The organism is Pseudomonas sp. BP8, from assembly GCF_017875955.1.
Taxonomy (GTDB): Bacteria; Pseudomonadota; Gammaproteobacteria; order Pseudomonadales; family Pseudomonadaceae; genus Aquipseudomonas.
In genome coordinates this window covers 2062431-2088471 of the sequence record NZ_JAGINK010000001.1, presented here as the reverse complement: position 1 = coordinate 2088471, position 26041 = coordinate 2062431, and the positions used below count along the sequence as shown (strand labels likewise).

The 26041-nt window shown below is 62.7% G+C and carries 21 protein-coding genes and 1 pseudogene; 8 read left to right on the top strand and 14 right to left on the bottom strand.

The features are described 5' to 3' along the window. Positions 1 to 49: 49 nt before the first annotated feature. Complete coding sequence (locus tag J3B00_RS09190) at positions 50 to 1882, top strand: ABC transporter ATP-binding protein (protein ID WP_209874704.1); 1833 nt, start codon at positions 50 to 52, stop codon at positions 1880 to 1882. Positions 1883 to 2034: 152 nt separating this feature from the next. On the opposite strand, the gene J3B00_RS09185 is transcribed toward J3B00_RS09190, so the two are convergent. Next, on the bottom strand, positions 2035 to 3162 hold the full coding sequence (locus J3B00_RS09185) for a GNAT family N-acetyltransferase (RefSeq protein WP_209866920.1): 1128 nt from the start codon (positions 3160 to 3162) through the stop codon (positions 2035 to 2037). Positions 3163 to 3404: 242 nt separating this feature from the next. On the opposite strand from J3B00_RS09185, the gene J3B00_RS09180 reads away from it, so the two are divergent. Further along, positions 3405 to 4649, top strand: coding sequence for a putative porin (locus J3B00_RS09180; protein WP_209866917.1), 1245 nt, complete (start codon positions 3405 to 3407; stop codon positions 4647 to 4649). 177 nt (positions 4650 to 4826) lie between these two features. Here J3B00_RS09180 and J3B00_RS09175 read toward each other — a convergent pair whose 3' ends face one another. Continuing rightward, complete coding sequence (locus J3B00_RS09175; RefSeq protein WP_209866915.1) at positions 4827 to 5948, bottom strand: beta-ketoacyl-ACP synthase III; 1122 nt, start codon at positions 5946 to 5948, stop codon at positions 4827 to 4829. Positions 5949 to 6121: 173 nt separating this feature from the next. Continuing rightward, complete coding sequence (gene hrpA / locus J3B00_RS09170; protein WP_209866913.1) at positions 6122 to 10027, bottom strand: ATP-dependent RNA helicase HrpA; 3906 nt, start codon at positions 10025 to 10027, stop codon at positions 6122 to 6124. Positions 10028 to 10623: 596 nt separating this feature from the next. On the opposite strand from hrpA, the gene J3B00_RS09165 reads away from it, so the two are divergent. Together J3B00_RS09165 and J3B00_RS09160 are read left to right on the top strand one after the other, a co-directional pair. Then, a complete protein-coding gene (locus J3B00_RS09165) occupies positions 10624 to 11988 on the top strand; it encodes a glutamine synthetase family protein (RefSeq protein ID WP_209866911.1) in 1365 nt (454 codons plus the stop codon). A 30-nt stretch (positions 11989 to 12018) separates the two neighbouring features. Beyond that, entirely contained in the window at positions 12019 to 13326 is a 1308-nt protein-coding gene (locus tag J3B00_RS09160) for an FAD-binding oxidoreductase (protein WP_209866909.1), read from the top strand. Between the two features lie 74 nt (positions 13327 to 13400). On the opposite strand, the gene fadD1 is transcribed toward J3B00_RS09160, so the two are convergent. Both fadD1 and fadD2 read right to left on the bottom strand, forming a co-directional pair. Next, entirely contained in the window at positions 13401 to 15098 is a 1698-nt protein-coding gene (fadD1, locus tag J3B00_RS09155; RefSeq protein ID WP_209866907.1) for a long-chain-fatty-acid--CoA ligase FadD1, read from the bottom strand. A gap of 292 nt (positions 15099 to 15390) precedes the next feature. Continuing rightward, positions 15391 to 17079 (bottom strand): long-chain-fatty-acid--CoA ligase FadD2, encoded by a 1689-nt coding sequence (fadD2, locus tag J3B00_RS09150; protein ID WP_209866904.1) that lies wholly within the window; start codon positions 17077 to 17079, stop codon positions 15391 to 15393. Between the two features lie 213 nt (positions 17080 to 17292). On the opposite strand from fadD2, the pseudogene J3B00_RS09145 reads away from it, so the two are divergent. Next, positions 17293 to 17508 (top strand): annotated as a pseudogene (locus J3B00_RS09145) (alpha/beta hydrolase); the annotation flags it as partial. 34 nt (positions 17509 to 17542) lie between these two features. Further along, positions 17543 to 18013: a MaoC family dehydratase gene (locus J3B00_RS09140; protein WP_209866902.1), complete on the top strand. Its 471-nt coding sequence runs from the start codon at positions 17543 to 17545 to the stop codon at positions 18011 to 18013. 117 nt (positions 18014 to 18130) lie between these two features. Here the strand turns inward: J3B00_RS09140 and J3B00_RS09135 are convergent, their stop codons facing one another. The 4 genes from J3B00_RS09135 to J3B00_RS09120 are packed head-to-tail and all read right to left on the bottom strand — an operon-like array spanning position 18131 to position 20706. Then, on the bottom strand, positions 18131 to 19369 hold the full coding sequence (locus J3B00_RS09135; protein WP_209866900.1) for an RNA polymerase sigma factor: 1239 nt from the start codon (positions 19367 to 19369) through the stop codon (positions 18131 to 18133). Continuing rightward, positions 19369 to 19860 (bottom strand): SRPBCC family protein, encoded by a 492-nt coding sequence (locus J3B00_RS09130; RefSeq protein ID WP_209866898.1) that lies wholly within the window; start codon positions 19858 to 19860, stop codon positions 19369 to 19371. Before J3B00_RS09130 ends, J3B00_RS09135 begins: the two co-directional genes overlap by 1 nt. A gap of 18 nt (positions 19861 to 19878) precedes the next feature. Continuing rightward, positions 19879 to 20223 carry a YciI family protein gene (locus J3B00_RS09125; protein WP_209866895.1) on the bottom strand — a complete coding sequence of 115 codons (345 nt, stop codon included), beginning with the start codon at positions 20221 to 20223 and terminating at the stop codon, positions 19879 to 19881. Between the two features lie 57 nt (positions 20224 to 20280). After that, the gene (locus J3B00_RS09120) at positions 20281 to 20706 is read right to left on the bottom strand and encodes a nuclear transport factor 2 family protein (RefSeq protein WP_209866892.1); all 426 of its coding nucleotides are present in this window, start codon (positions 20704 to 20706) and stop codon (positions 20281 to 20283) included. 172 nt (positions 20707 to 20878) lie between these two features. Between J3B00_RS09120 and J3B00_RS09115 the strand changes: the two genes are divergently transcribed. After that, positions 20879 to 21670: an AraC family transcriptional regulator gene (locus J3B00_RS09115; protein ID WP_209866889.1), complete on the top strand. Its 792-nt coding sequence runs from the start codon at positions 20879 to 20881 to the stop codon at positions 21668 to 21670. Here the strand turns inward: J3B00_RS09115 and J3B00_RS09110 are convergent. From J3B00_RS09110 to J3B00_RS09100, 3 genes are all read right to left on the bottom strand, one after another. After that, positions 21640 to 22278, bottom strand: a complete 639-nt coding sequence (locus J3B00_RS09110; protein ID WP_209866887.1) for a LysE family transporter — start codon at positions 22276 to 22278, stop codon at positions 21640 to 21642. The two genes, J3B00_RS09115 and J3B00_RS09110, sit on opposite strands and share 31 nt — an antisense overlap. A 106-nt stretch (positions 22279 to 22384) precedes the next feature. Further along, entirely contained in the window at positions 22385 to 23350 is a 966-nt protein-coding gene (locus tag J3B00_RS09105; RefSeq protein ID WP_209866884.1) for a threonine dehydratase, read from the bottom strand. Positions 23351 to 23567: 217 nt separating this feature from the next. Further along, on the bottom strand, positions 23568 to 23825 hold the full coding sequence (locus tag J3B00_RS09100; protein WP_209866882.1) for a DUF2790 domain-containing protein: 258 nt from the start codon (positions 23823 to 23825) through the stop codon (positions 23568 to 23570). A 247-nt stretch (positions 23826 to 24072) separates the two neighbouring features. Here J3B00_RS09100 and J3B00_RS09095 point away from each other — a divergent pair, with 247 nt between their 5' ends. Further along, a complete protein-coding gene (locus tag J3B00_RS09095; RefSeq protein ID WP_209866880.1) occupies positions 24073 to 24522 on the top strand; it encodes a GNAT family N-acetyltransferase in 450 nt (149 codons plus the stop codon). Here J3B00_RS09095 and def read toward each other — a convergent pair. Then, positions 24477 to 25013 (bottom strand): peptide deformylase, encoded by a 537-nt coding sequence (gene def / locus J3B00_RS09090; protein WP_209866878.1) that lies wholly within the window; start codon positions 25011 to 25013, stop codon positions 24477 to 24479. The two genes, J3B00_RS09095 and def, sit on opposite strands and share 46 nt — an antisense overlap. Further along, positions 25010 to 25969: a YihY/virulence factor BrkB family protein gene (locus tag J3B00_RS09085; protein ID WP_209866876.1), complete on the bottom strand. Its 960-nt coding sequence runs from the start codon at positions 25967 to 25969 to the stop codon at positions 25010 to 25012. The genes def and J3B00_RS09085 overlap by 4 nt, the downstream gene beginning before the upstream one ends. Positions 25970 to 26041: the final 72 nt, after the last annotated feature.

The window sequence follows — 26041 nt, the reverse complement described above, 5'->3', positions numbered from 1 at the left end:
TGGATGTGAAGCCGCCTGAGGGTCGGGTAGAACAGGAGTTGCAATGCCCATGCTGTACCGCCGTTTCGAGAAACTGATCGACATCTTCCGCGAGGCGCCGAGCGAGGCGCCGCCGAGTACGGTGTGGCCCTTCTATCTCTACTACCTGCGCCAGGTCTGGCCGAGCTTCGTCGCTCTGCTGTTCGTCGGCCTGTTCGCAGCACTGATCGAGGTGGCGATGTTCGGCTACCTGAGCCGGATCATCGATCTGGCCCAGGGCACGCCGAATGCCAATTTCTTCAGTGAGCACAGTGGCGAACTGATCTGGATGCTGGTGGTGGTCCTGCTGTTGCGACCGCTGTTCTTTGGCCTGCATGACTTGCTGGTGCACCAGACCATCAGCCCGGGCATGACCAGCATGATCCGCTGGCAAAACCACAACTACGTGCTCAAGCAGAGCCTGAACTTCTTCCAGAGCGATTTTGCCGGGCGCATCGCCCAGCGCATCATGCAGACCGGCAACTCCCTGCGCGACTCGGCGGTACAGGCCGTGGATGCGCTGTGGCACGTGCTGATCTACGCCATCAGTTCGCTGGTGCTGTTTGCCGAAGCCGACTGGCGCCTGATGCTGCCCCTGCTGATCTGGATCGGCTGCTACATCGCCGCGCTCTACTACTTTGTGCCCAGGGTGAAGGCGCGCTCGGTGATTTCCTCCGACGCCCGCTCCAAGCTGATGGGACGCATCGTCGACGGCTACACCAACATCGCCACCCTCAAGCTGTTCGCCCACACCGACTACGAGCGACAGTACGCCCGCGAGGCGATCAGCGAACAGACCGAAAAGACCCAGCTGGCCGCCCGCGTGATCACCAGCATGGATGTGGTCATCACTACCCTCAACGGCCTGCTGGTGGTCACCACCACCGGGTTGGCGCTGTGGTTGTGGAGCCAGTCGCTGATCACCGTCGGCGCCATTGCCCTGGCCACCGGCCTGGTAATCCGCATCGTCAACATGTCGGGCTGGATCATGTGGGTGGTCAACGGCATTTTCGAGAACATCGGCATGGTTCAGGATGGCCTGCAGACCATCGCCCAGCCGGTCAGCGTCACCGATCAACCCCAAGCGCCAGCGCTCAAGGTCAGCCGCGGTGCCGTACGTTTCGACAATGTCGGCTTCAACTACGGCAAGGCGGGCAAGGTCATTGACGGCCTCACCCTGGACATCCGCCCGGGTGAAAAGATTGGCCTGATCGGCCCGTCGGGGGCGGGCAAATCGACTTTGGTCAACCTGCTGCTGCGACTCTACGATGTGGAGAGCGGGCGCATCCTGATCGACAACCAGAACATTGCCGAGGTCAACCAGGCCAGCCTGCGCGCGCAGATTGGCATGATCACCCAGGACACCTCGCTGCTGCACCGCTCGATCCGCGACAACCTGCTCTATGGTCGTCCTGAGGCCAGTGAAGAGGCGGTCTGGGAGGCCGTGCGCGGGGCCAGTGCGGACGACTTCATCGGCCAGCTGTCCGACGCACAGGGCCGCACCGGTTTTGATGCGCATGTCGGTGAGCGCGGGGTGAAGCTGTCCGGCGGCCAGCGTCAGCGCATCGCTATCGCCCGGGTGCTGTTGAAGAACGCGCCGATCCTGATCATGGACGAAGCAACCTCGGCGCTGGACTCGGAGGTTGAAGCGGCAATCCAGGAGAGCCTGGAGACCCTGATGCAAGGCAAGACCGTGATCGCCATCGCTCACCGGCTGTCGACCATTGCCCGCATGGACCGTCTGGTGGTGCTGGACAAGGGGCATATCGTCGAGAGCGGCACGCATGCCGAGCTGCTTGCCCAGCAAGGGTTGTATGCGCGGTTGTGGCATCACCAGACCGGCGGGTTTGTCGGGGTCGATTAGGCCAGGGCATACCAACGCTCTGTATGTTGTTGCCTGATCTGATCATGGTGGTCAGCAAGGCTGGGGGGCGCGTAGCGCCCCCCAGCGAGCTCAAGCCAGATACAAGGCAAAACTCTAACGCGATATTCCGCGCAGGCCGGTCAACTCAAAAGTCAGTCCCGCCGATAGGGCAACATCCCCCGCGCCTCGTCGGCATACGCCCGTATCCCTTCCCGCTCCTGCCCAAGGAAATCCTCCACTGCCCGCCGCAAGCCAGGGTGCAGCAGGTAGTGCCACGACCGGGTAATCACCGGCTCGAACCCGCGAATCAGCTTGTGCTCACCCTGGGCCCCTGCATCAAAGCGCTGCAACCCTTCAGCAATGGCAAAGTCCATGCCCTGGTAGAAGCAGGTCTCGAAATGCAACCGATCAAACTCATCCAGGCAGCCCCAGTAGCGCCCATACAGGCTATCGCCGCCAACCAGGCTCAAGGCCATTGCCACCTCACGCCCTGATTGCCGCGCCACCACTACCCGGATCGCCTCGGGCATGCGCTCGGCCAGCAGGCTGAAGAACTCCCGCGTCAGGTATGGCGCGCGTCGACGCACGGCGTAGGTATTGGCGTAGCAGAGATAGACGAAGTCCCACTGCAGCTCGCTCAACTGATCGCCCCGGTACCATTCGAAGTCGATGCCGTGGCCCAGCACCTGCTCGCGTTCCTTGCGCATCTGCTTGCGCTTGCGCGAGCTCAAGGTATCGAGAAAATCCTGGAAATCGCGATAGCCGCGATTGCTCCAGTGAAACTGGCACCCCAGCCGCTCCAACCAGCCCGGCAGGCCGCCGATGGACGCATCCAGGGCACTGTCAGTGAAGTTGATATGCGCGCTCGACAAGCCGCCCTTGCCCAGATATTCCGGCAACGCCTGCAGCAACAACAGGCCATCGGCAGGCTCGGCGGTCAGCAAGCGCGGGCCACTGACCGGGCTGAACGGCACCGCACCGAGCAGTTTGGGGTAGTAGGCGATCCCGGCCCGCTCGCAGGCATCGGCCCAGCCATGATCGAACACGTACTCGCCGAACGAATGCCACTTGCGATACGCCGGGAGTATCGCCCGCACCTGCCCGTCACGCTCCAGCAGCAGATGCTCGGCAGCCCAACCGTTTGCCGGGGCAATACTGCCGCTGTCCTCCAATGCACTGAGGAAGGCATGGCGCAGGAACGGTTCGCCCGCAGGCACCAGCGCGTCCCAGGTCGCTGCGGGCAGATCGCGAATGTGGGCAAGGCTGTACAGACTGATCACGCTTTCAACTCACGACGATGAGACGCTCAGTATCCGGCAAGGATGGCGCGGCTGACAAATGAGCAAGGGCGTTCTTAACGTCAGCGCCATCAAATAGACATTATTCTGTCATTACCCCCCGCAATACTTGCGCCTGTTTTCCGGAACCCCAGCGACCTGTCTATTCAGGCCTTTTCCGAAGACTTGCCAACTCGGGGGAAGGCGCAACAGCCTCCCCACACTTGTCCAACAGGGAGAACCGTATGCGTCTTGTTTCTACACTTACTGGGGTGAGCCTCACCGGCCTGATGCTGGCTCTGAGTACTCCAGCCAGTGCCGCAGTCGACGCCAAGCTGCTCGAAATGCTTCGTGCCAATGGCTCGATCAACCAGGCGCAGTACAACGAGCTGCAAGCCGACCTGTCCACGGAAACCAAGGAAAAGGCAGACCAGAAGGCCAAGACCGATCGCCTGAGCTCCTTTGAACAGAAAGTCGCCTGGGCCGCCAAGACCCAGATCAAAGGCGATGTGCGCCTGCGTTACGAAGACGTCAACGTCGATGACCCGAACTCCAGCAGCGGCAACCAGGACCGTCAGCGCGTGCGTGCTCGCGTCGGCTTCTACAGCGAGATCAACCCGCAGGTCGACGCTGGCATCCGTGTCGCCACCGGCAGCAGCGCTGATCGCCGCTCCACCAACCAGAGCCTGGACAACTACTTCGACAAGAAATCGCTGTGGGTCGACCTGGCCTACCTCGACTGGCACCCGACCGCTCTGCCGGGCCTGCACCTGATCGGCGGCAAGATGGCCCAGCCGTGGGTCAGCATGGGTGACATCATCTGGGACAGCGACATCAACCCGGAAGGCGTGGCCGCTACCTACAAGACCGACCTGGGCGGCGCCGAAGTGTTCGCCAGCGCCGGCCAGTACACGCTCAAGGACAACGTCGACGGTGACGGTGTGCAGTACAAGCACGACGCACAGGTCTACCACGGCCAGTTGGGCGCCCGCTTTGCACCGGCAGATGTGCTCAAGCTCACCGTGGGCGCAAGCATCTACGGCTACGATAACGACAAGGAAGCAACCATTCTGCAGTCGTTCGGCAACACCACCAACGAGTTCAACCTGGTGGAAGGCTTCGGCCAGATCGACTTCACCGGCCTGGCCATCCCGCTGTCGGCGTATGGTCAGTACGTGAAGAACACCGAGAGCACCGACGGCGAAGACCAGGCCTGGCTGGCGGGTCTGAAGACCAAGGTGGGTGCCTGGAGCCTCGACTACAACTACCGCGACGTACAGCGTAATGCCGTGGTCAGCCTGTTCACCGACTCTGACTTCGGTAACGGCTTCACCGGTTCGCGCGGGCACAAGTTCAAGGTTGGCTACGAGATCGACAAGAACTTCTCGCTGGGCGCTGCCTACCTGATGGCCAAGACCGACCTGTCGCAATTGCCGAACAGCAATGCCGATGTCGATACCTTGCAGGTTGACCTAGAAGCCAAGTTCTAAGCTGCTACACCTTGGCGTGAGTTTGAGCGGGAAGTGCCGATACCCATCCGGCGCTTCCCGTTTTTTTTGTGGTGTCAGGTGGGCCTCTTCGCGGGGCAAGCCCGCTCCTACAGGGGTGTAGGTGACCCTGTAGGAGCGGGCTTGCCCCGCGAAGAGGCCCAACCTGACAAGCCCAAATCAGCGCTTGCGCAGAATCACGCTACCGATCGAATAGCCCGCACCAAACGAGCTCAGCACACCCACCGCGCCCTTGGGCAGGTCATCCTGATACAGGTGGAAGGCAATCACCGACCCCGCCGAACTGGTGTTGGCATAACGGTCGAGAATCACCGGCGCGTCCTCTTCGGGTACATCACGTCCCACCAGCTTCTTGACGATCAGCTGGTTCATGCTCAGGTTGGCCTGGTGCAACCAGAAGCGCTTCACATCACTCGGTTGCAGGTCGTTCTCGCCCAGGTGCTGGCCGACCAGCTCAGCCACCATCGGGCACACCTCGCGGAACACTTTGCGCCCTTCCTGGACGAACAGCTTGTCCGCCGCCCCCTCGCCCTCCTCGGCAGCGCGGTTGAGAAAGCCGAAGTTGTTGCGGATGTTGTTCGAGAACTGGGTCAGCAGTTTGGTGCTGACGATGTCGAACTGATGGGCCGACGTGGCCAGGTCGGCACGTTCAAGCAGCACGGCAGTGGCGGCGTCACCGAAGATAAAGTGGCTGTCGCGATCGCGGAAGTTCAGGTGGGCGGTGCACACCTCCGGATTGACTACCAGTACCGCCCGGGCCTGGCCCAATTGCACGCTGTTGGCGGCCGTCTGGATGCCGAAGGTGGCCGATGAGCAGGCCACGTTCATGTCGAAGGCAAAGCCCTGGATGCCCAACGCCGCCTGCACCTCGATGGCGATGGCCGGGTACGGCCGCTGCAGGTTGGAACAGGCGACGATCAGCCCATCGACATCGGCCGCCGTACGACCCGCGCGCTGCAGCGCTTGGCGTGCAGCGTTGACGGCCATCTCGCAGAGAACCGACGGCTCGTCGTTGGCGCGTTCGGGCAAGCGCGGCTTCATCCGCTGCGGGTCGAGAATGCCGGCCTTGTCCATGACGAAGCGGCTCTTGATCCCCGAAGCCTTCTCGATGAAGGCAGCGTTGGATTCGGCCAGCGCTTCAACCTCACCTCGTGCTATGGCGTCGGCGTGGTCCTGGTTGTACTGGTTGACCCAGGTATTGAAGGAGTCCACCAGCTCTTCGTTGGAAATGCTCTGGGCCGGGGTATACAGGCCGGTGCCGCTGATCACGACGTTATGCACGGTCGTTCCTCTGGTCAGAGGCCATCGCCCTGTTTAGCGCTGGCCGGGAATGGGGGCAACATACTGGCACCTTGGTACCAATTTCAACTCGTTCGCTACCTGTACGAAAGCGGGCGAACGGGGCCGCAACGCGACCCCGAAAACACCCGCAAGTGTGCCACAACTGTGGAAGTTTAGCCCTCCACCAGGCTCCACTGTTTGCTCAGTCGCTTGTCGGAAACCGCGACTTTGGTGCCCAACTGCTGGGCAAACAACGACACCCGGTATTCCTCCAGCAACCAGCGATAGAGAGTCAGTTGTTCATCCCGCTTACCTTCCTGGGCATGCTTGTCGGCACGCGCCTTGTACTGAGCCCAGAGGTTGCTCAGCTCAGCGCTCCAGACCCGGTCTTTCTGCACCTGACTGCCGAGCTTCTCGAGGCGCAACTCGACCGCCTTCAGGTAGCGTGGCAGCTCCTTGAACCACAGGCTCGGTGTCTCGCGGACAAAGCCCGGGTACACCAGGTTGGCCAGCTGTTGCTTGATGTCGTTCAGGGCCACGGCGTGGCTGAGGTCGATCTTGCCCTTGAAGCGCTTCTGCAGACCATGCCACAGCTTGAGCACCTCCAGGGTCAGGCGCGCCAGCCGCTCGGCATGCTCGGCCCAACTGCCGCGCTTGCGCTCGACCAGCGAGGCAAGACCGGCGCCATCGCGCGGCAGTTGCGGTTCGCCTTCAAGGATGCAGCTGTCGAGGCTGGCCAGCAGGATGTCCTCGACCAACGCGTCGACCCGGCCCATGTCGCGGTACAACAGGCCCAGCTCGGTCAGCCCAGGCAGCTTGCCACGGAGAAACTTGGCCGGCTCCGCCAGCTGTTGCAGGAGCAGGCGCTGCAGGGCACGACGGTGCTGGAACTCGGCCTCGGCGTGAGTCGAGAAGCGCCCTTCGCGCACGCTGCCGCTGTCTTCGACCAGCGCCGGGTAGACCGTCATCGACAGGCCGGCAATCTTCTGCTGGGCCGTCTCGGCGACCTGGGCGAAGGCCTTGGCCTGAACCGGCTGCGCGGTCTTTTCCGTGCGCGGCATGGCCAGCGCGGCCTGGCTGGCGGCGACGAAGCGCGCGGTCAGCTCGGCAAGGTCGCGGCCTTCGCCAAGGAACTTGCCCTCGCCGTCGACCACTTCGATGTTCATCCGCAGGTGGTTCTCGACCAGCCCGGCGGCTTCCGCCCACGCCTCATCGGCCACCCGTGCGCCCGTCATGCGCAACAGTTCCTGGCCCAAGGCCTGGGGCAAACCGCCCTGGCCGAAGGTCATCCGCGACAACGCGGCCTTGACGAAGTCAGGTACAGGCACGAAGTTCTTGCGCAGCGCCTTGGGCAGGTTGCGCACCAGCGCCACACACTTGGCCTCGATCAGGCCCGGCACCAGCCATTCCAGACGCTCGCCGGGCAGGCTGGGCAACAACGGCGCCGGTACCCGCACAGTGACACCGTCGCGCGGGTGATTGGGTTCAAAGTGGTAGCTCAGCGGCAAGGTCAGCTCACCGACCTTGAGGCTGTCGGGGTACTGCGCGGCAGTCACTTCGCTGGCCTCGCGGGCGAGCACGTCCTCTTCGCGCATGATCAGCAGATTGGCATCCTTCTGGCTGGTCATGCGGTACCAGGCATCGAAGGTCGCGGTCTGGTGGATCTCCGCCGGCAGGCGCGCTTCATAGAACCCGTAGAGGGTTTCTTCGTCGGCCAGAATGTCCCGCCGACGAGCCTTGGCTTCGAGCTCGTCGAGCTGTTCGAGCAAGCGCTTGTTGGCCGTCAGGCACTTGGCCCGCGACTGGATTTCGCCGCCAACCAGGCCCTCACGAATGAACAGTTCACGCGACACCACCGGGTCGATCGGCCCGTAGTGCACCGGCCTGCGGCCAACCACGATCATCCCGTAGAGGGTGATCTGCTCGTAGGCCACGACCTGGCCGCGCTTCTTCTCCCAGTGCGGTTCGAAGTGGTTCTTCTTGATCAAGTGGCCGGCCAGCGGCTCGATCCAGTCGGGCTCGATCTTGGCCACCATGCGCGCATACAGCTTGGTGGTCTCGACCAGCTCGGCGGCCATCACCCACTGCGGCCGCTTGCGGCCAATACCCGAGGACGGGTGAATCCAGAACCGCCGCTGGCGGGCGCCGAGGTAATCGCCGTCTTCGGTCTTGTGGCCGATCTGGCTGAGCAAACCGCTGAGGATGGCCTTGTGCATCCGCGGATAATCGACCGGGTCTTTGTTGACCGTCAGTTGCAGGTCGCGGCAAATCAGCGCCAGCTGGCGATGGGCATCACGCCATTCGCGCAGGCGCAGGTAATTGAGGAAGTTCTTCCGGCACCAGTTGCGCAGCGGGTTGGCGGTCAGCGCCTGGCGCTGCTCTTCAAAGCCGCGCCACAGATTGACCAGCCCGGCGAAGTCGGAGTCGACGTCTTTCCACTGGGCATGGGCCTGGTCGGCGGCCTGCTGGCGCTCGGGCGGACGCTCGCGCGGATCCTGCACCGACAGCGCACTGGTGACGATCAGCACTTCCTGCAGGCTGCCCAGGCGCGCGCCTTCAAGCAGCATGCGGCCCAACCGCGGGTCGATCGGCAGACGCGCCAGCTGGCGTCCGAGCGGGGTCAGCTGGTTCTCGCGGTTGACCGCCGAGAGCTCCTGCAGCAGGTTGAAGCCATCGCTGATGGCTTTGCCATCCGGCGGCTCGATGAACGGGAAGGCGTCGATGGCGCCCAAGCGCAGGTGCAGCATCTGCAAGATGACCGCAGCGAGGTTGGTGCGCAGGATCTCAGGGTCGGTAAAAGCCGGCCGGCCGTTGAAGTCCTCTTCGCTGTAGAGGCGAATACAGATGCCCGGCTCGACCCGGCCGCAGCGACCCTTGCGCTGGTTGGCACTGGCCTGCGAGACCGCTTCGATGGGCAGGCGCTGGACTTTGGCGCGATAGCTGTAGCGGCTGATCCGCGCAGTGCCGGTATCGATCACGTAGCGGATGCCCGGTACGGTCAACGAGGTTTCGGCGACGTTGGTCGCCAGCACCACCCTGCGTCCCGGGTGCGACTGGAAGATCTTCTGCTGCTCGGCCGGCGACAGCCGCGCGTACAGCGGCAGGATCTCGGTGTGGCGCAATTGCGCCTTGCGCAGGATCTCGGCCGCATCGCGAATTTCCCGCTCGCCTGGCAAAAACACCAGCACGTCGCCCGGGCCTTTGCCGGCGCCGCGCTCATGGGCAGCGATCTCGTCGAGGGTGGCCAGGATTGCCTGGTCGACAGTCAGGTCGTCTTCGACCCGGTTGCCTTCCTCGTCCTGCTCGCTGGTCAGCGGCCGGTACCAGGTATCGACCGGGTAGGTGCGACCCGAGACTTCGATGATCGGCGCATTGTCGAAATGCTTGGAGAAGCGTTCGAGGTCGATGGTCGCCGAGGTGATGATCAGCTTCAGCTCTGGGCGGCGATGCAGCAGGGTCTTGAGGTAGCCGAGCAGGAAGTCGATGTTCAGGCTGCGCTCATGCGCTTCGTCGACGATGATCGTGTCGTAGCGTTCGAGGAAGCGGTCATGCTGGGTTTCAGCCAGCAGGATACCGTCGGTCATCAGCTTGACCAGGGTATTGGCATCGCTCTGGTCTTCGAAGCGCACCTGGTAGCCGACCAGCGCGCCCAGCGGCGTGCCGAGTTCTTCGGCGACCCGCGCCGCCACACTGCGCGCGGCGATCCGGCGCGGCTGGGTGTGGGCGATCTGGCCGTGCCGGCCGCGGCCCAGCTCCAGGCAGATCTTGGGCAGCTGGGTGGTTTTGCCGGAGCCGGTCTCGCCGGCGATTACCAACACCTGGTTTTCGGCAATGGCCTTTTTGATCTCGTCGCGCTTGGCGGCGATCGGCAGGTTGTCGTCGTAGCGGATGCTCGGCACGCTCTGCTGGCGCGCAGTGACCTTGGCGAAGGACGCCTGGACCTTCTCGACCCACTGGGCGAGCTTGGCCTCATCCGGGCGCTTGCGCAGCTCATGGAGTTGCCGGCGCAGCCGATGGCGGTCGGCGATCATGGCGTGGTCGAGGTTGTTCAGCAGCTGGTCGATGGCGTTGTCTGTCATGGGGCTTTTTAATGATGCAGGTGAGCCTGCTTGTGCATGATCGGCATTCGAAGGGGGGCGATTGTCGCATATCGAAGCGGGTTTTGGATTGCAGCGTGGGGTAACCGGCGCCGATCTGCAGATAAGCACTGTTCCTGTAGGAGGGGCTTGTCCCGCGAAGAGGCCATCACTGCGACAGTGGCGCATGGCACCGTCTGCGCCGGTGTTCGCGGGTCCAGCCCGCTCCTACAGGGGGCGCGCTTGACGGCCATGCCAATGTTTAGCCGAGCGCGAACTGAAGGTCGCCATTCACGCATTTAATCAACCTTACAGGCCATGGGAGTATCGATCCATGACCGCCCTCCCCTGCACCGCACGCCCGCCGTCCCGCCCTTCCCTGGCGAAGGTCAGGGCGCTTGTCGGCGAAAACCCGCTGGTGCATATCATCCTCGCCTTCTGGGCCCTTTGGCATTGTCGCCACGCGCGCCCCCCGGACACTTCGCTCACGCCGCACTGACCAGACCCGACGGGCAACCGCCGGTTAACCCAGTCCGACCGACCGCCCATAGCGGCGGTGGTCCCGTGCGCCTCAGCAATGATGCGCGAGCGAACCCATCATGCACTTTGCTCCCCTTGAGCACGCCCAACGCTTCTTGGCCGACAACCCCGACATCGACCTGATCGAGCTGTTCATCCTCGACGCCAATGGCGTGCCACGCGGCAAGCTGCTGCACCGCGACGAGCTGCTGGCGGTCTATCAAAGCGGCCGCCCGCTGCCCAGCACCATCCTCGGCCTGACCCTCAATGGCGACGACGTGGAAAACTCCGGCCTGGTCTGGGACGTCGGCGACATCGATTGCCGCGCCTACCCGCTCGAAGGCAGCCTGGTCCGCTTGCCTTGGCGCCGGGTGTCGACCGCCGCCGTGCAGGTCAGCATGCACCCCAGCGAAGGCCTGCCGGCCAGTGTCGCCGACCCACGCCATGTACTGCTGCGCACCATCGACGCGCTCAAGGCCGACGGCTACCACCCGGTGATGGCCTGCGAACTGGAGTTCTACCTGCTCGACCAGCAGCGCGATGCCTACGGCCGTCCGCAACCGGCACTGGACAATGATGGCGGCCGCCCCCGCGCCACCCAGGTCTACGGCCTGCGTGAGCTGGAGCAGATCGAACCGTTTCTCGCCGACCTTTACAGCGCCTGCAAGGCCCAGGGCATTCCCGCCCGTACGGCGATTTCCGAATACGCCCCAGGCCAGGTGGAGATCACCCTGGAGCACGGCGATGCGCTGGCCGCGATGGACCAAGCCGTGCGCTACAAGCGCCTGGTCAAAGGCATCGCCCACGCCCACGGGATGCAGGCGTGTTTCATGGCCAAGCCGTTTTCGCACCTGGCCGGGACCGGCATGCACATGCACCTGAGCCTGGCCGATGCCAACGGCCACAACCTGTTCGCCAGCAGCGATCCAGCGGGCACCCCGCTGCTGCGCCAAGCGGTCGCCGGCATGCTTCGCCACCTGCATGAGTCGCTGTTGTTGTTCTGCCCCAACGCCAACTCGTTCCGCCGCTTCCAGGCCAACAGCTATGCACCGCTGGCGCCAACCTGGGGCGTCGACAACCGCACCGTGAGCCTGCGCGTGCCGGGCGGCCCGGCCAACAGTCGGCACATCGAGCATCGCATCTGCGGCGCCGACGCCAACCCGTACCTGGCCGCTGCCGCGATCCTCGCCGCCAGTCACCAGGGCATCCGCCAGCAGCTCGATCCCGGCGCACCGGTTGAAGGCAACGGCTATGCCCAGGCTACCGAACATCTGCCCACCGACTGGCTGACCGTACTTGATGCCCTCGAGCAGTCGAGCTGGGCCAGGGAAGCCTTGGGCGAGGCGTTTCTCGGCGTCTACCTCAAGGTCAAGCGCGCCGAATACCGCCAGTTCATGGCCGAAGTCGGCGAGCAGGACTGGCGCTGGTACTTGCACCAGGCCTGAGCCCTACCCTCTTTACCTGAAGGAACACGCATGAACGCAGCAGTGAAGAACGGACCGGCCCAGCGCGCGCCGTCCTACTACAGCGCCACCCTCAACGACCAGACTCATTACCCGACCTTGCAGGGTACGCATCAGGTCGACGTGGCGATCATCGGCGGCGGCTTTACCGGTGTCGCCACCGCGGTGGAGCTGGCCGAACGCGGCCTCAAGGTGGCCATCGTCGAAACCAACCGGATTGGCTGGGGCGCCAGCGGGCGCAATGGCGGCCAGGTCACCGGTAGCCTGTCGGGCGATGAAGCGATGCGTACGCAGATGCGCGACCGGCTCGGTGCCGAGGTCGACGACTTCATCTGGCAGTTGCGCTGGCGCGGCCACGAAATCATCGAGCAGCGGGTGCAGCGCTATGCGATCGACTGTGACCTCAAGCGCGGTCACCTGCATACGGCGATGAAGCCTTCGCACATGGCCGAGCTGCGCGGTTTTCAGGCCGAGGCGCAGCGACGCGGCATGGCTGACCAGGTCGAGCTGCTTGATCGCGCCGCGGTCGCCCAGCACCTGCAGAGCCCGCTCTATCTGGGTGGCCTGAAAAACCTGCGCAACCTCCACCTGCACCCGCTCAATCTGTGCCTGGGCGAGGCGCGCGCCGCACACAGCCTGGGCGCGCTGATCTTCGAGAATTCCGAGGTCCTCGAGATCATTCACGGCCCACGCCCGGCGGTGGTCACCGCCCAAGGCAGGATCGAGGCGCGCCAGGTGATGCTTGCCGGCGATGTCTACCACTCACTGGAAAAGCGCCAGCTCAAGGGCAAGATCTTCCCGGCCATGGGCGGCATCGTCACCACCGCGCCGCTGGGCGAACTGGCCGAGCAGATCAACCCGCACGATCTGGCCGTGTACGACTGCCGCTTCGTCCTCGACTACTACCGCCTGACGGCCGACAAGCGCCTGTTGTTCGGCGGTGGCGCCAACTATTCGGGCAAGGACTCGCGGGACATCGCCGGCGAGTTGCGCCCCTGCATCGAACGCACCTTCCCCGCGCTCAAGGGCGTGCCGATCGAGTTTCAGTGGAGTTGCGCCATGGGCATCGTGGTCAACCGCATTCCGCAGCTGGGCAAACTCTCGGACCATGTCTGGTACTGCCAGGGGTATTCCGGACACGGTGTTGCCACCAGTCACATCATGGGCGAGATCATGGCTGAAGCGCTGACCGGGACACTGGAGAAGTTCGACACCTTTGCCGGGTGCAAACACATCAAGGTGCCAATGGGGGACTTGCTGGGGAATCCGCTGTTGGCGGCGGGGATGTGGTATTACCAGATGCTGGAGAGGCTGCGTTAAGAGCCAGGCATGCACAGTCTCTGTGGGAGCGGCCTTGTGTCGCGAAAGGGGGCGCGTAGCGCCCCCAAGCGCAATCAGGCGATCTTCTTCAGACCTTGCTTCTTGAGCTCTTCATCGCGCAACTCACGACGCAGGATCTTGCCGACGTTGGTGGTCGGCAACGCGTCGCGGAACTCGATGTAGCGTGGCACCTTGTAGCCGGTGACGTTGGCGCGCATGTGCTCCATCACCTGTTCCTTGGTCAGGGTCATGCCCGGCTTGACCACGATGAACACCTTGATCAGCTCGCCCGACTTCTCGTCTGGCACACCGATGGCCGCGCACTGCAGCACACCCGGCAGGCCAGCGAGGACGTCTTCGAGCTCATTGGGGTACACGTTGAAACCCGAGACCAGGATCATGTCCTTCTTGCGGTCGACGATGCGCATGTAGCCATCGGGCTGAATCAGGGCGATGTCGCCCGTCTTCAGCCAACCCTCACGATCAAGGATCTCGGCGGTGGCGTCTTCACGCTGCCAATAACCCTTCATCACTTGCGGGCCTTTGACGCACAGCTCGCCGACCTCACCAAGCGCCACTTCCTGGCCGCTGTCGTCGATGATCTTGCACAAGGTCGACGGCACCGGAATACCAATAGTGCCAATCTGGTTCGCTTCGGCCGGGTTGACCGCTGCGACCGGGCTGGTCTCGGTCATGCCATAGCCTTCGCAGATAGCGCAGCCAGTCACGGTCTTCCAGCGTTCGGCCACGCTCTGTTGCAGGGCCATACCACCGGACAGGGTGATTTTCAGCGCGGAAAAGTCCAGCGCGCGGAAGCCCTCGTTATTGCACAGGGCAACAAACAGGGTATTGAGGCCGACAAAGCCGGAGAACTTCCACTTGCCGAGTTCCTTGACCATCGCTGGCAAGTCGCGCGGGTTGCTGATCAGCACGTTGTGGTTGCCGATCAGCATCATTGCCATGCAATGGAAGGTAAATGCATAGATATGGTAAAGCGGCAGCGGGGTGATGAGGATCTCGCAGCCTTCCTGCAGGTTCGCCCCCATCAGCTCGCGGCACTGGAGCATGTTGGCCACCAGGTTGCGATGGGTCAGCATGGCGCCCTTGGCCACGCCGGTAGTGCCGCCGGTGTACTGCAGCACGGCGACATCGTTGGGCTGCGGATTGGCTTCGGTGACCGGCTGGCCGGCGCCCTTGGCCAAGGCATCGTTGAAGCGCACGGCGGCCGGCAGGTGATACGCCGGGACCATCTTCTTCACGTACTTGATCACGCTGTTGATCAACAGGCGCTTGAGCGGTGGCAGCAGGTCGGCCACTTCTGTGACGATGACATGCTTGACCTGGGTCTTGGGCACGACCTTCTCGGCCAGGTGGGCCATGTTGGCCAGGCACACCAGGGCCTTGGCGCCAGAGTCGTTGAACTGGTGCTCCATTTCCCGTGCGGTATACAACGGGTTGGTGTTGACCACGATCAGGCCTGCGCGCATGGCGCCGAACACCGCCACCGGATACTGCAGCACGTTTGGCAGTTGCACGGCGATGCGGTCACCCGGCTTGAGATCGGTATGCTGCTGCAACCAGGCGGCAAAAGCGCCCGACAAGGCATACATCTCGCCATAGGTGATAGTCTTGCCCAGGTTGCTAAAGGCGGGTTTATCGGCAAAGCGTTGGCAGGATTGCTTGAGTACTGCCTGGATATTGGGGAATTCGTCAGGATTGATTTCCGCCGTTATCCCGGCTGGGTACTTATCCTTCCAAAAATTTTCGATCATGGAAGCCAACTCCTTCAGCAACAGCGAAATTCTTCACGCGTTCATGCGCTTATTATTGATATGCGAAGTCGGTTCATTGCAAACCGTATCCTCTGAAAGCGGGCCGAGAGTAACAGCTTTGCCTGGGGTCGCCTAGAGGCCAAGTCCGGCCTTATGGTCACAATTATGACTCAATGAATTATATGAGTCATTTTTAGAGTAATTAGCCAAAATGTCGCAAATTAGGCTGTAACGCCGAGTCTGCCTGCCTTCAGTCAGGTAATGCTGGGGGCGCTGCCCACCCCCAGATAGCTCAGGCGATATCGCGCAACTCGCGGCGCAGGATCTTGCCGACCGGGGTCATCGGCAACGAATCGCGCAGGACGATGTGCTTGGGTACTTTGTAGCCGGTGAAGTTGGCCTTGCAGTAGGCCTTCAGTTCCTCGACGCTGACGCCACCCTCGCGCGGCACCACAAACAGCTTCACCGCCTCTCCCGAACGCTCGTCGGGCACACCGATCGCCGCGCAGTTGGCGACCTGCGGGTGGCCCATGATCACGTCCTCGATTTCGTTCGGGTACACGTTGAAGCCCGAGACGATGATCATGTCCTTCTTGCGGTCAACGATGCGGGTAAAGCCATCCGGGTCGATCACTGCAATATCACCGGTCTTGAACCAGCCGTCGGCATCCAGCGCCTGGGCAGTCGCCTCAGGCTGTTGCCAATAGCCTTTCATCACCTGCGGGCCCTTGATGCACAACTCACCGCGCTCACCCAGAGGCAGCTCATTGCCGTCATCGTCGATCACCTTGAACGCCGTGCCCGCCACTGGAATACCCACGGTACCCAAGCGGGCCAACGCGCCATAGGGGTTGGTGCTGGCCACTGGCGAGGTCTCGGTCAGGCCATACCCCTCGACGATGCGACAGCCGGTAATGCTTTCCCAACGCTCGGCAGTGGCCTTGACCAGTGCCGTGCCGCCCGAGTTGGTGACCTTGAGCGCTGAGAAATCCAGCGACTTGAAGCCCGGGTGGTCCATCAGCGCGACAAACAGGGTGTTGAGGCCCAGTAATGCCGAGAAACGCCACTTGCCCAGCTCCTTGATAAAGCCAGAGATGTCGCGCGGGTTGGTGATCAGTACGTTGTGGTTGCCGGTGACCATCATGCACATGCAGTTCGCCGTGAACGCATAGATGTGGTACAGCGGCAACGGCGCGATCATCACCTCCTGGCCGTCCTTGAGCAGCTTCTGCCCGTCCGGCCCATGCTGGGAGAAGCACGCCAGCACCTGCAGCATGTTCGCTACCAGGTTGGCGTGGGTGAGCATGGCGCCCTTGGCCAGGCCGGTGGTGCCGCCGGTGTACTGCAGCACGGCAATGTCGTCGAGGCTCAGTGGCACCGGCTTGTGCGTCAGCGCCCTGCCCTCGCGCAGTACCTGCTTGAACGGTACCGCCTGCGGCAGATCGAAGGCGGGGACCATCTTCTTCACCTTGTCGACCAGGGTATTGACCAGCCAGCCCTTGGCGGTGGGCAGCAGGTCGCCCATTTTTGCTTCGATCAGGTACTCGATACCGGTGTCGGGCAGCACCTCCTGCACGCGCTTGCCGAACAGGTTCAGGTACACCAGCGCACGGGCGCCGGAATCCTTGAACTGATGGCGCATCTCGCGTTCGGTATACAGCGGATTGGTGTTGACCACGATCAACCCGGCCCGCATCGCGCCGAATACGGCGATCGGATACTGCAGCACATTGGGCATCTGCACCGCGATGCGATCGCCCGGGACGAGGTCGGTGTGCTGCTGCAGCCAGGCAGCAAATGCCGCCGAGTGCCGCTCGAGCTCGGCGTAGCTGAGGGTGATCCCCAGGTTGCTGAAGGCCGGGCGGTCGGCAAAGCGCTTGCAGGAGCGCTCGAAGACTTCGACGACGGAGCGGTAGGCATTGATATCAATGCTAGAAGGCACGCCCGCCGGGCGCTTGTCATTCCAGAAATCGGCTTGCATTTATTGTTGTTCCTCTCTGCCTGGAGCGTCCCTGACCTGCTTGCCGAAAGGTAAACAGGCGTTCAGCCGACGTTAGCAGGTAAGCCAGGAGTGGCAAACACGCCAAGGGCCGCCATTAACATCGTGAATCTTATTTGTGGCCTTTCTGCAATCAGAACCGCCAGCCCGTCGTGCTGGGGCTTGCGATGTCGTTGCGACCCTGGCAACAGGCAAATTGACGGCGAATGTGATCCGATGAGCACCGGCAAGCGTCTCAAGGATCTGCCGGCAGCTCTGAGCGCGTTCGGCAACCGCACTGTGCAGCTGCGCCTGTACCCTCAGACGCGCCACTCGCTGCTCAACGAAATCAATCGCGACGAGGTCAGTACCGATATACTCGGCTGGCTCGAGCAAGCACTGGCCCTTGGCCGCGCGGCTCGCAATGAATGATAGGCAGGCCTCGTCCGCTAATAAGGAAGCCCTGATGACCCAGGTCACCAACACCCCCTACGAAGCCCTCGAAGTGGGTCAGACAGCCACCTTTGAGAAAAGTGTGGAAGAACGTGACATCCAGCTGTTCGCCGCGATGTCGGGGGATCACAACCCGGTGCACCTGGATGCCGAGTTTGCGGCCAAGAGCATGTTCCGCGAACGCATTGCCCACGGCATGTTCAGCGGCGCCCTGATCAGTGCCGCGGTCGCCTGCACCCTGCCTGGCCCGGGTACCATCTACCTGGGGCAACAGATGAGCTTCCAGAAGCCGGTGAAGATCGGTGACACCCTGACGGTGCGCCTGGAGATTCTCGAGAAGCTGCCCAAGTTCAAGGTGCGCATCGCCACCAATGTCTACAACCAGAATGATGAGCTGGTGGTTGCCGGTGAGGCCGAGATCCTTGCGCCGCGCAAGCAACAGACGGTTGAGCTGGTATCGCCGCCGAACTTTGTCGCCAGCTGAGATTGCGTGCTGCAGGGCAGACCTCTTCGCGGGGCAAGCCCGCTCCTACAGGTGTTCAGCAATCCTGTAGGTGCGGGTTTGCCCCCGCGAAGAGGGCAGTCCTGCCTCCCCCACAGTTCATTCCAACTCGCGCAGCCGCCGTTCGATATGCCGGCGCTCCGGCACTTGCCGGGTCAGCGCCAATGCCTGCCGCCACGCTTGCCGCGCTTGTTCGAGCTGCCCCAACTGATGCAACAGCTCAGCCCTGGCGGCATGCGCCAAGTGATAATCAAGCAATTCGCCCCGCTGCAGAATCGCCTCGACCGCCGCCAGCCCCGCCTGCGCACCATCACGCCTGGCCAGCGCGGCCGCCCGATTGAGCTCGACCACCGCCGACGGCCAATGGCGCTGCAACACCTCATACAGCCCGACAATCTCCTGCCAATCGGTATCCTCGGCCCGCGCCGCCTCGGCATGCACGGCAGCAATCGCCGCCTGCACGCTGTAAACGCCAATCTGCCGACTACGCAGCGCCTGCTGCACCAACTGGCACCCTTCAGCGATCTGCGCATGGTCCCATAGGCTACGGTCCTGCTGATCGAGCAGCACCAACTCGCCATCGTCGTCGGTGCGCGCCCGTTGCCGCGAGGCCTGCAACAGCATCAGCGCCAGCAGGCCGAGCACCTCCGGGTCCGGCAGCAACTGCGCAAGCAGACGCCCTAGGCGAATGGCTTCATCACACAGCTCACCCTGCAACAGCGCCTCACCCGAAGAAGCCGAATAGCCTTCGTTGAACACCAGGTAGATCACCCGCAACACGCTCTCGAGCCGCTCGGGCAGCTCAGCCAGCTCCGGCACCTGATAAGGAATGCGCGCATCGCGGATCTTGGCCTTGGCTCGGACAATGCGCTGGGCAATGGTCGCCGGGCTTTGCAAAAAGGCGCGGGCAATCTGTTCGGTGGTCAGGTCGCAGACTTCGCGCAGGGTCAACGGCACTTGGGCATCGAATGCCAGCGCCGGGTGGCAGCAGGTGAAGATCAGCCGCAGGCGGTCGTCGCCAAGCAGCTCGTCTTCGCCAGGATCGCGGCCTTCACGGTCCAGCAGCATGATCAGGTCTGCCTGAGAGCGATCGAAGCGGGCTCGCCGGCGCAACGCATCGATCGCCTTGAAGCGGCCAGCCGATACCAGCCAGGCCCGCGGATTGTCAGGTATACCGTCGCGCTGCCAGCGTTCGACGGCGATGAAGAAAGCATCGTGCATGGCCTCCTCGGCCAGGTCGAAGTCGCCCAGCAAACGGATCAGAGTGGCCAGGATCCGCCGCGAGTCGCGCCGGTAGACTGCCTCGAGCTGCTCGCGTAATGCCTGCGACGCGAGCATCAGTCAGGCATCCGCTGGGTGACCACCTCCACCAGGCGGTCCAGGCTCTCACCCCAGCCCTGATGAAAGCCCATTTCTTCATGGGCACGACAATCGCTGGCACTCCAGTGCCAGGCACGGGCGGTATAGCGGGTTTTGCCATGTTCCTCGTCGAAGGTCACCACGGCGGTCATGAAGGCTTTGTCCGACGGTACCCAGCCAGGTTTGAAGGCATCGGTGAAAACCAGCCGGCGCGGCGCGGCGATCTCGAGAAATACGCCCTGATTGTTGTATTCGGTACCGTCAGGGGCGCGCATCAGCGTGCGGAACAGGCCACCGACCCACAACTGCATTTCGCATTCCGGGGTGGTCATGCCGTGCGGCCCCCACCATTGCATGAGCCACTCGGGCTCGCTCCAGGCGCGGAACACCTTGGCCGGAGGGGCGTCGATCAGGCGGCTGATAGACAGTTCGTGCTGCGCCGATCCGTGGCCAGGGTGTGCGAGGGTCATTGTTATTGTGCTCCGCAGTCAGGGTTGCAGTTCGCGTACCGGGCGGACTTCGACACTGCCGACCCGCGCAGCGGGAATCCCTTTGGCAATGTTCAACGCTTCGTTGAGGTCGCGGGCATCGACCAGGTAAAAACCGGCCAGCTGCTCCTTGGTCTCGGCAAAGGGCCCATCGGTCAGGCTCATGCGGCCCGCCCTTACGCGCACGGTAGTGGCTGTCTGCACCGATTTGAGCGCCTCGGCAGCAAGCATTCGCCCAGAACCGTGCAGCGCTTCGGCGTACGCCTGGCACTCGGCATCTGCCGGGCTGTCCGCCAGGCTGTGCAGCAACCCTTCGTCACAATAGACCAGACACAGGTATTTCATGGTTGTCTCCAGCGCTTGCGCACAGTGCGTTTGGCGATAAAAGCAGGGGTTTTCAGCTCAGGGTTTGAGGTCGAACAAAGCCTTCTGGGTTTCCATGTCGAACGGCGCCGACCAGTGTTCGTGGATCACCTGCCATTGCCCTGCACTGCGCCGATAGCCAACACTGGCGCGCATGAAGCCGCACTGGCTGTCATCGTCGGCCGGGCCGCAGCGGTTCAACCAATGGGCCAGGCCCAAATCGCCATCGCCGTGGACGGTAAGTTGCTCCATTTCGAAGATCATCGGGCCTGTACACATGCCCATGCACATTTCCCAATGAGCGCGATAAGCGGCCTTGCCCTTGAATTGCAGGGCCTTGATTGCGTCGAAGGCGACGATATCGTCGGCATAGGGCGCGGTGATGCCGTCCATGTCGCGCTCGCGCACCGCCTGCATCCAGGTGTCGATCAGTTGACGGAGTTCGGTTTCGGCTGAGGTGTTCATCGGTCGATTCTCGCCAGCATGGCGCGGGGGTGTCCGGCGCCTTCACCAAGTGATCGAACGGGGGGCTGCGCAATCGACAGCTCGATGAAAAATAGTTGGTTCTGCCGGCGTTATCTTCGATAGTTGCAGGGTTGTGGCCGGCACGACCGACACATGCCCCCAGGAACTTGCCATGCCATTGACCAGCGAACCTTTGCACGCCACCCCACAGCTCGAGCTGTCCTGGGTACGTGCCAGCGGCGCCGCCAGCTTCCCCCGCCACACCCACGACGAGTACGTCCTCGGTGCCAACCTCAGCGGGCATGAAAGAATCTGGCTCGATGGCCGGGAAATGGATGTGTTGCCCGGTCAGGTGACCCTCTACAACCCCTTGGCCGTCCAGGGCTCAGCGTTCGCCGAAGGTGGCGTCGAGTACATCAGCCTGCACGTGGCCCCTGAGGCGCTGAGTGAGGTGATCGCTGCCAACAACCTGCGCTCGACCGCTCAACCGCCCAGCTTCGAGCACGGCATCCTGCAGCGGCCAGCCTTGTTCGCCGCTCTGCTCGAGCTGGCTCAAGCCAACGTCGAACACCGTGAACAGGCGCAGCTGCTGCTGTTCGCCCAGCTGTTGCTGCAGGCCTCGACGGCGCCAGGTGAGCAGTCACCCGCTGTCGCGAGCAGCCAGGCCTTCATGCGTGATCACCTGCATCAACGCCTCGAGCTCGACCAACTGGCGCAGGTCGCCGGCCTGAGCAAGTTCCACTACGTGCGTTGTTTCAAGAAGGCTACCGGCCTGGGGCCGCTGCAGTACCACATGCAACTGCGCCTGATCGAGGCCCGTCGGCGCCTGCGCCTGGGGCGACATCCGCAGGATGTGGCGCTAGACCTCGGCTTCTATGACCAGAGCCACTTCATCACCGCGTTCCGCCGGGTGCACGGGGTAACCCCGCAGCATTACGCCGCGGCGAGGATAAACTCGCGGTAGCCCGAAACGATCACGTAGACCGCGAAATAGCAGAAGATCGCCGCCGACAGCAGGTACGACCAGGTCAACAAGCGATCACCGAGCAAGCGCCCTCCCTGGCTGGCGATACCGCACAGGCTGACACACCAGAACACGCCGGCAGCAAAGAAGCCGCTCAGAAACAGCCCTGCATCCAGCAGACTGCCGCCACCGGAGCGGGAGATCAGCACTCCGCCTACCGCGGCGAACCAGAGAATCGCGCTGGGCGACGACATCGCCAGAAAGATGCCGCGCAGAAACTCGCGCCAGGCCGACTCCACCACCACCTCTGCCCGCGCCTGCATGTGCCCGCCGCGCCAGGCCGCCAGGATCATCTTCAGCGCAAACCACACCAGCAACACCGAGCCGCCCAGCCACAGGCTCCAACGGACCGCCTCGAACTGCAGCAGCACGGTCATCCCGGCCAACGCCGCGACCGCATAGACCAGATCACCCACGCAAGTCCCCAGCCCGAGCCAGAAACCTTGGAGAAAACCACGCTGCATGGCCAGGGTAATCATGGCGATGTTGGCGATGCCGATGTCCAGGCACAGGGACAGGCTAAGGAGAAAACCGTTGGAAAAAGGCATGAGGACTTGGCACACGACGCTGAAAGACAGGCCTGATCATCCCGCAAACAGGCGCAAAGGTATTGGAAGAAATTGCGCCTGTTCAAACCATCGCGACCTTAACCATTCAGAATCTTTCAACACCCGCCAGAACCCGCGCATAGCGTTCACGGTCCACATTCGCCCCACTGAGCACCACCGCAACGCGCTTGCCAGCCTGCCGCTCGCGCTCCTGAAGCAGTGCCGCCAGCCCGGCAGCGCCAGCGCCTTCGGCCGTGTTGTGGGTGGTTTCATGGTACAGGCGCATGGCCTCGGCCACTTCTTCATCGCTGACGCGCACGATACGCGCGGCATGCTCGTGGATCAGGGCGAACGCCTGCGGGTGTGGCATGCGGCAGGCCATGCCATCGGCGAAGGTGTCGGCTGTGGCGGTAGTGACGATGCGGCCTTGCTCGAAGCTTTGCGCGTAGGCATCGGCGGCGCTGGAGACCACGCCGACGATCTCGGTACGCAAGCCGAGCAGGTTGCGCGCCTGGATCAGCCCGCAGATGCCCGAACCCATGCCGATCGGCACATACACGCAATCGAGGTCGGCGACGGCTTCAAACAACTCCAGCGCGTAGGTTGCGACGCCGCGCACCAGCTCCGGGTGGAACGACGGCACCATGTCATAACCCAGTTGCTCGGCCAGCTGCGCGGCGTGCTCACGGGCCACATCGAAGTCGGCGCCATACTCGATCAGCTCGGCACCGAGGGCGCGCATGGCGGCGTTTTTTTCCCGCGAGTTACCCTCAGGCACCACGATCATCAAGGGAATGCCTGCCTGGCGGGCGGCAAGTGCCATGCTCTGGCCGTGATTACCGCGCGTGGCGGTCACCAGGCCCCGTGGGGGCGTGCCGCCTGCCAGCAATGAACGGACATAGACCAGACCTCCGCGCACCTTGAACGCCCCGGTGGGCGCATGGTTCTCATGCTTGACCCACACCTGGCAACCGACCCGCTCGGCGAGCACAGGCCAAACGTGCTGAGCGGTAGCGGGCAGGTGCTGGTGGACGAAAGCGGCGGCTTCGCGCAGGGCTGGCAAATCGAACATGACGATCATCCTTCATCGGTCTGAGTGTGATCCGATCCTAGGCGCAGCGCGTTGCATGGGTAAATCGATATCTTGCATATGTCGTCAATTCGAAGGGATTACTGAGCTTTGCGACACTCCGCTCAATGCCTTGCGCATCAGCCTGTCGACGGCCACCAGCCAGGCACCGTTGAAGCAGGGACTGGAAGCCGTGCGACAAGCCTTGGGACGTGCCTGATCAACCCTGAGTGCAACCCTCGCCCATGGCGCGATACTGCAAGGTGTGGACCTGGCCCTGGTGGTCTTCGTAGGTCATGGTGGCCGGCACCACCTCGCAGACGTTGGGAATGGTCGACAGGCTGATCACGCGCTTGATATCAAGGTTCATCGAGTAGTCGTACTGGATGGCCACAGGCGGGTTGGAAACCGGCTGAACCTCGTTGGCGAGGGCGAACGAGGACATCCCGGCTAATGCAAGAATCAAAAGTGCTTTCATGGTGTTTGGCCTTCAAGGCAATCACGCGAAATGATTACTTCAATATGCCGTCAATGGCGCGGAGAAGTTGTCATCCACTGCGAAGATGACACGAAGTACCGTTCCCGCTTTGTCGTACTGCTGGAGGGAATGAGTAAATTTTACGCCTCGTACGGCAGAGTTGAAGCCCGCAGTATGACAATCACCCTTGCGGGATATGCAACAATCTGCGACAAAGCCACCGATTTGAATTGACTGCAAAGTGACCATGACTGCCGTTGAGATCAGCACACTGACCGGCCTGCAGCGCCGTCTCCTCGATTACTTCTATCGACAGCACGGCTCGCGCATGCGTTCCGCCGCTGACGGTGTGCTGTGGGTTGCCCGTGTCGAGGGGATCATCGCGGGCCTGAGCCTGAGCCCGGTTGCCGACGGCCAGTGGCTTACTGGACTGTTGGTCGACCCGCAATGGCGTGGCCGTGGCGTTGCTGGAGAGCTGATAAAGGTGGCACTGGCGCAGGTGTCAGGCCCGACCTGGCTGTTCTGCCACCCAGACCTGCAAGCCTTCTACCAGCGGCTGGCGTTCAGCCCCGCTGATGCACTGCCCGATGCCTTGGCCATGCGCCTGACGCGCTATCAACGCAGCAAGCGCCTTATCGCCCTGGTACGCGATCAGTCGTCGCTGACGTCCAGCCCGGGGAACAGCACCTCGGTATAGCCGAACTTGGCGAAATCCTGAATGCGCGAAGGGTACAACCGGCCGATCAGGTGATCGCACTCGTGCTGCACCACGCGGGCATGAAAACCATCGGCAAAACGGTTGATCGGATTGCCTTGAGGGTCGATGCCTGAATAGCTGATGTGCTTGTAGCGCGGCACTACACCACGCAAGCCCGGCACCGACAGGCAGCCTTCCCAGCCGTCCTCGACCTCAGTGGCCAGCGGCGTGATCAACGGGTTGATGAGGATGGTCTGCGGCACCGCCTCGGCGTCCGGGTAGCGCTCGCTGCGTTCGAAACCGAAGATCACCAATTGCAGGTCAATGCCGATCTGCGGCGCGGCGAGGCCGACACCACCGACGTGGTGCATGGTCTCGAACATGTCGTCGATCAACTGTTGCAGTTCGGCACTGCCGATCATGTGCTCGGGCACGGGTGGGGCGATGCGCAGCAGGCGCTCATCGCCCATCTTCAGGATGTCTCGGATCATCTGGGGTTCGGCTCGCGGGTGTGGGGTTCGGCGGCCGCCGGATGCTCATGGCCGAGCACGGTAATGGTTTCCTGCGGCTTTTCGCCGTCGAAATCCTTCTCGCCGGGGTTCTTGCCCTCCGCCGACATGTGCTCGATCACCGCATTCATCTCGGCGCCGAGCAAGAGTACGGCGGCGGAAATGTAGAAGTACAGCAGCAGTACGATGATCGCCCCGATGCTGCCATACATGGCGTTGTAGTCGGCAAAGGTCTTGACGTAGTAGCCGAACCCCAGCGAGGCGATGATCCACACCACCACTGCCAGCACCGAGCCTGGGGTGATGAAGCGGAATTTCTGCTTCACATCCGGCATGACGTAGTAGATCAACGCCACCGCCACCATCATCAGAATGATGATCGCCGGCCAACGCAGGATGGTCCACAGGGTGACGATGAACTCCTGCATGCCGATCTGCGCGGCGATCCACTCCATCACTTGCGGGCCGAGCACCATCAAGGCAGCCGCGGCCAGGAGCATCCCGGCAATGCCGATGGTGTAGAAGATCGACAGCGGGATGCGCTTCCACACTGGACGCCCTTCCGGTACGTCGTAGGCAGCGTTCATCGCGCTCATCATCAGCCGCACACCGGCCGAGGCGGTCCACAGGGCAATCACAATACCTACCGAGAGCAGGCCGCCCTTGGATTGCTGCAGCTGGTCGATTACCGGGTTGACCTGCTCGAGGGCTTGCGGCGGCAGCACCAGCTCGGACTGCAGGCGCAGCCAGGAGAAAAAGTCCGGCAGGTGCAGGAAACCGATCAGGGCAATCAGGAACAACAAGAAAGGGAACAGCGAAAACAGCATCTGGTAGGCCAGTGCCGACGCATAGGTGGACATCTCGTCATCGAGAAATTCGCTGACAGTGCGCACCAGCACACGGTGCAGGGGAAGGCCCTGCAAGGCGGGAAAAATCATAGCGTCTCCTTTCGCCGCTCGATCATCTGGGGGCTGGCCGTCTCAACGGGAGGCCTTGTTTACTGCATGCAA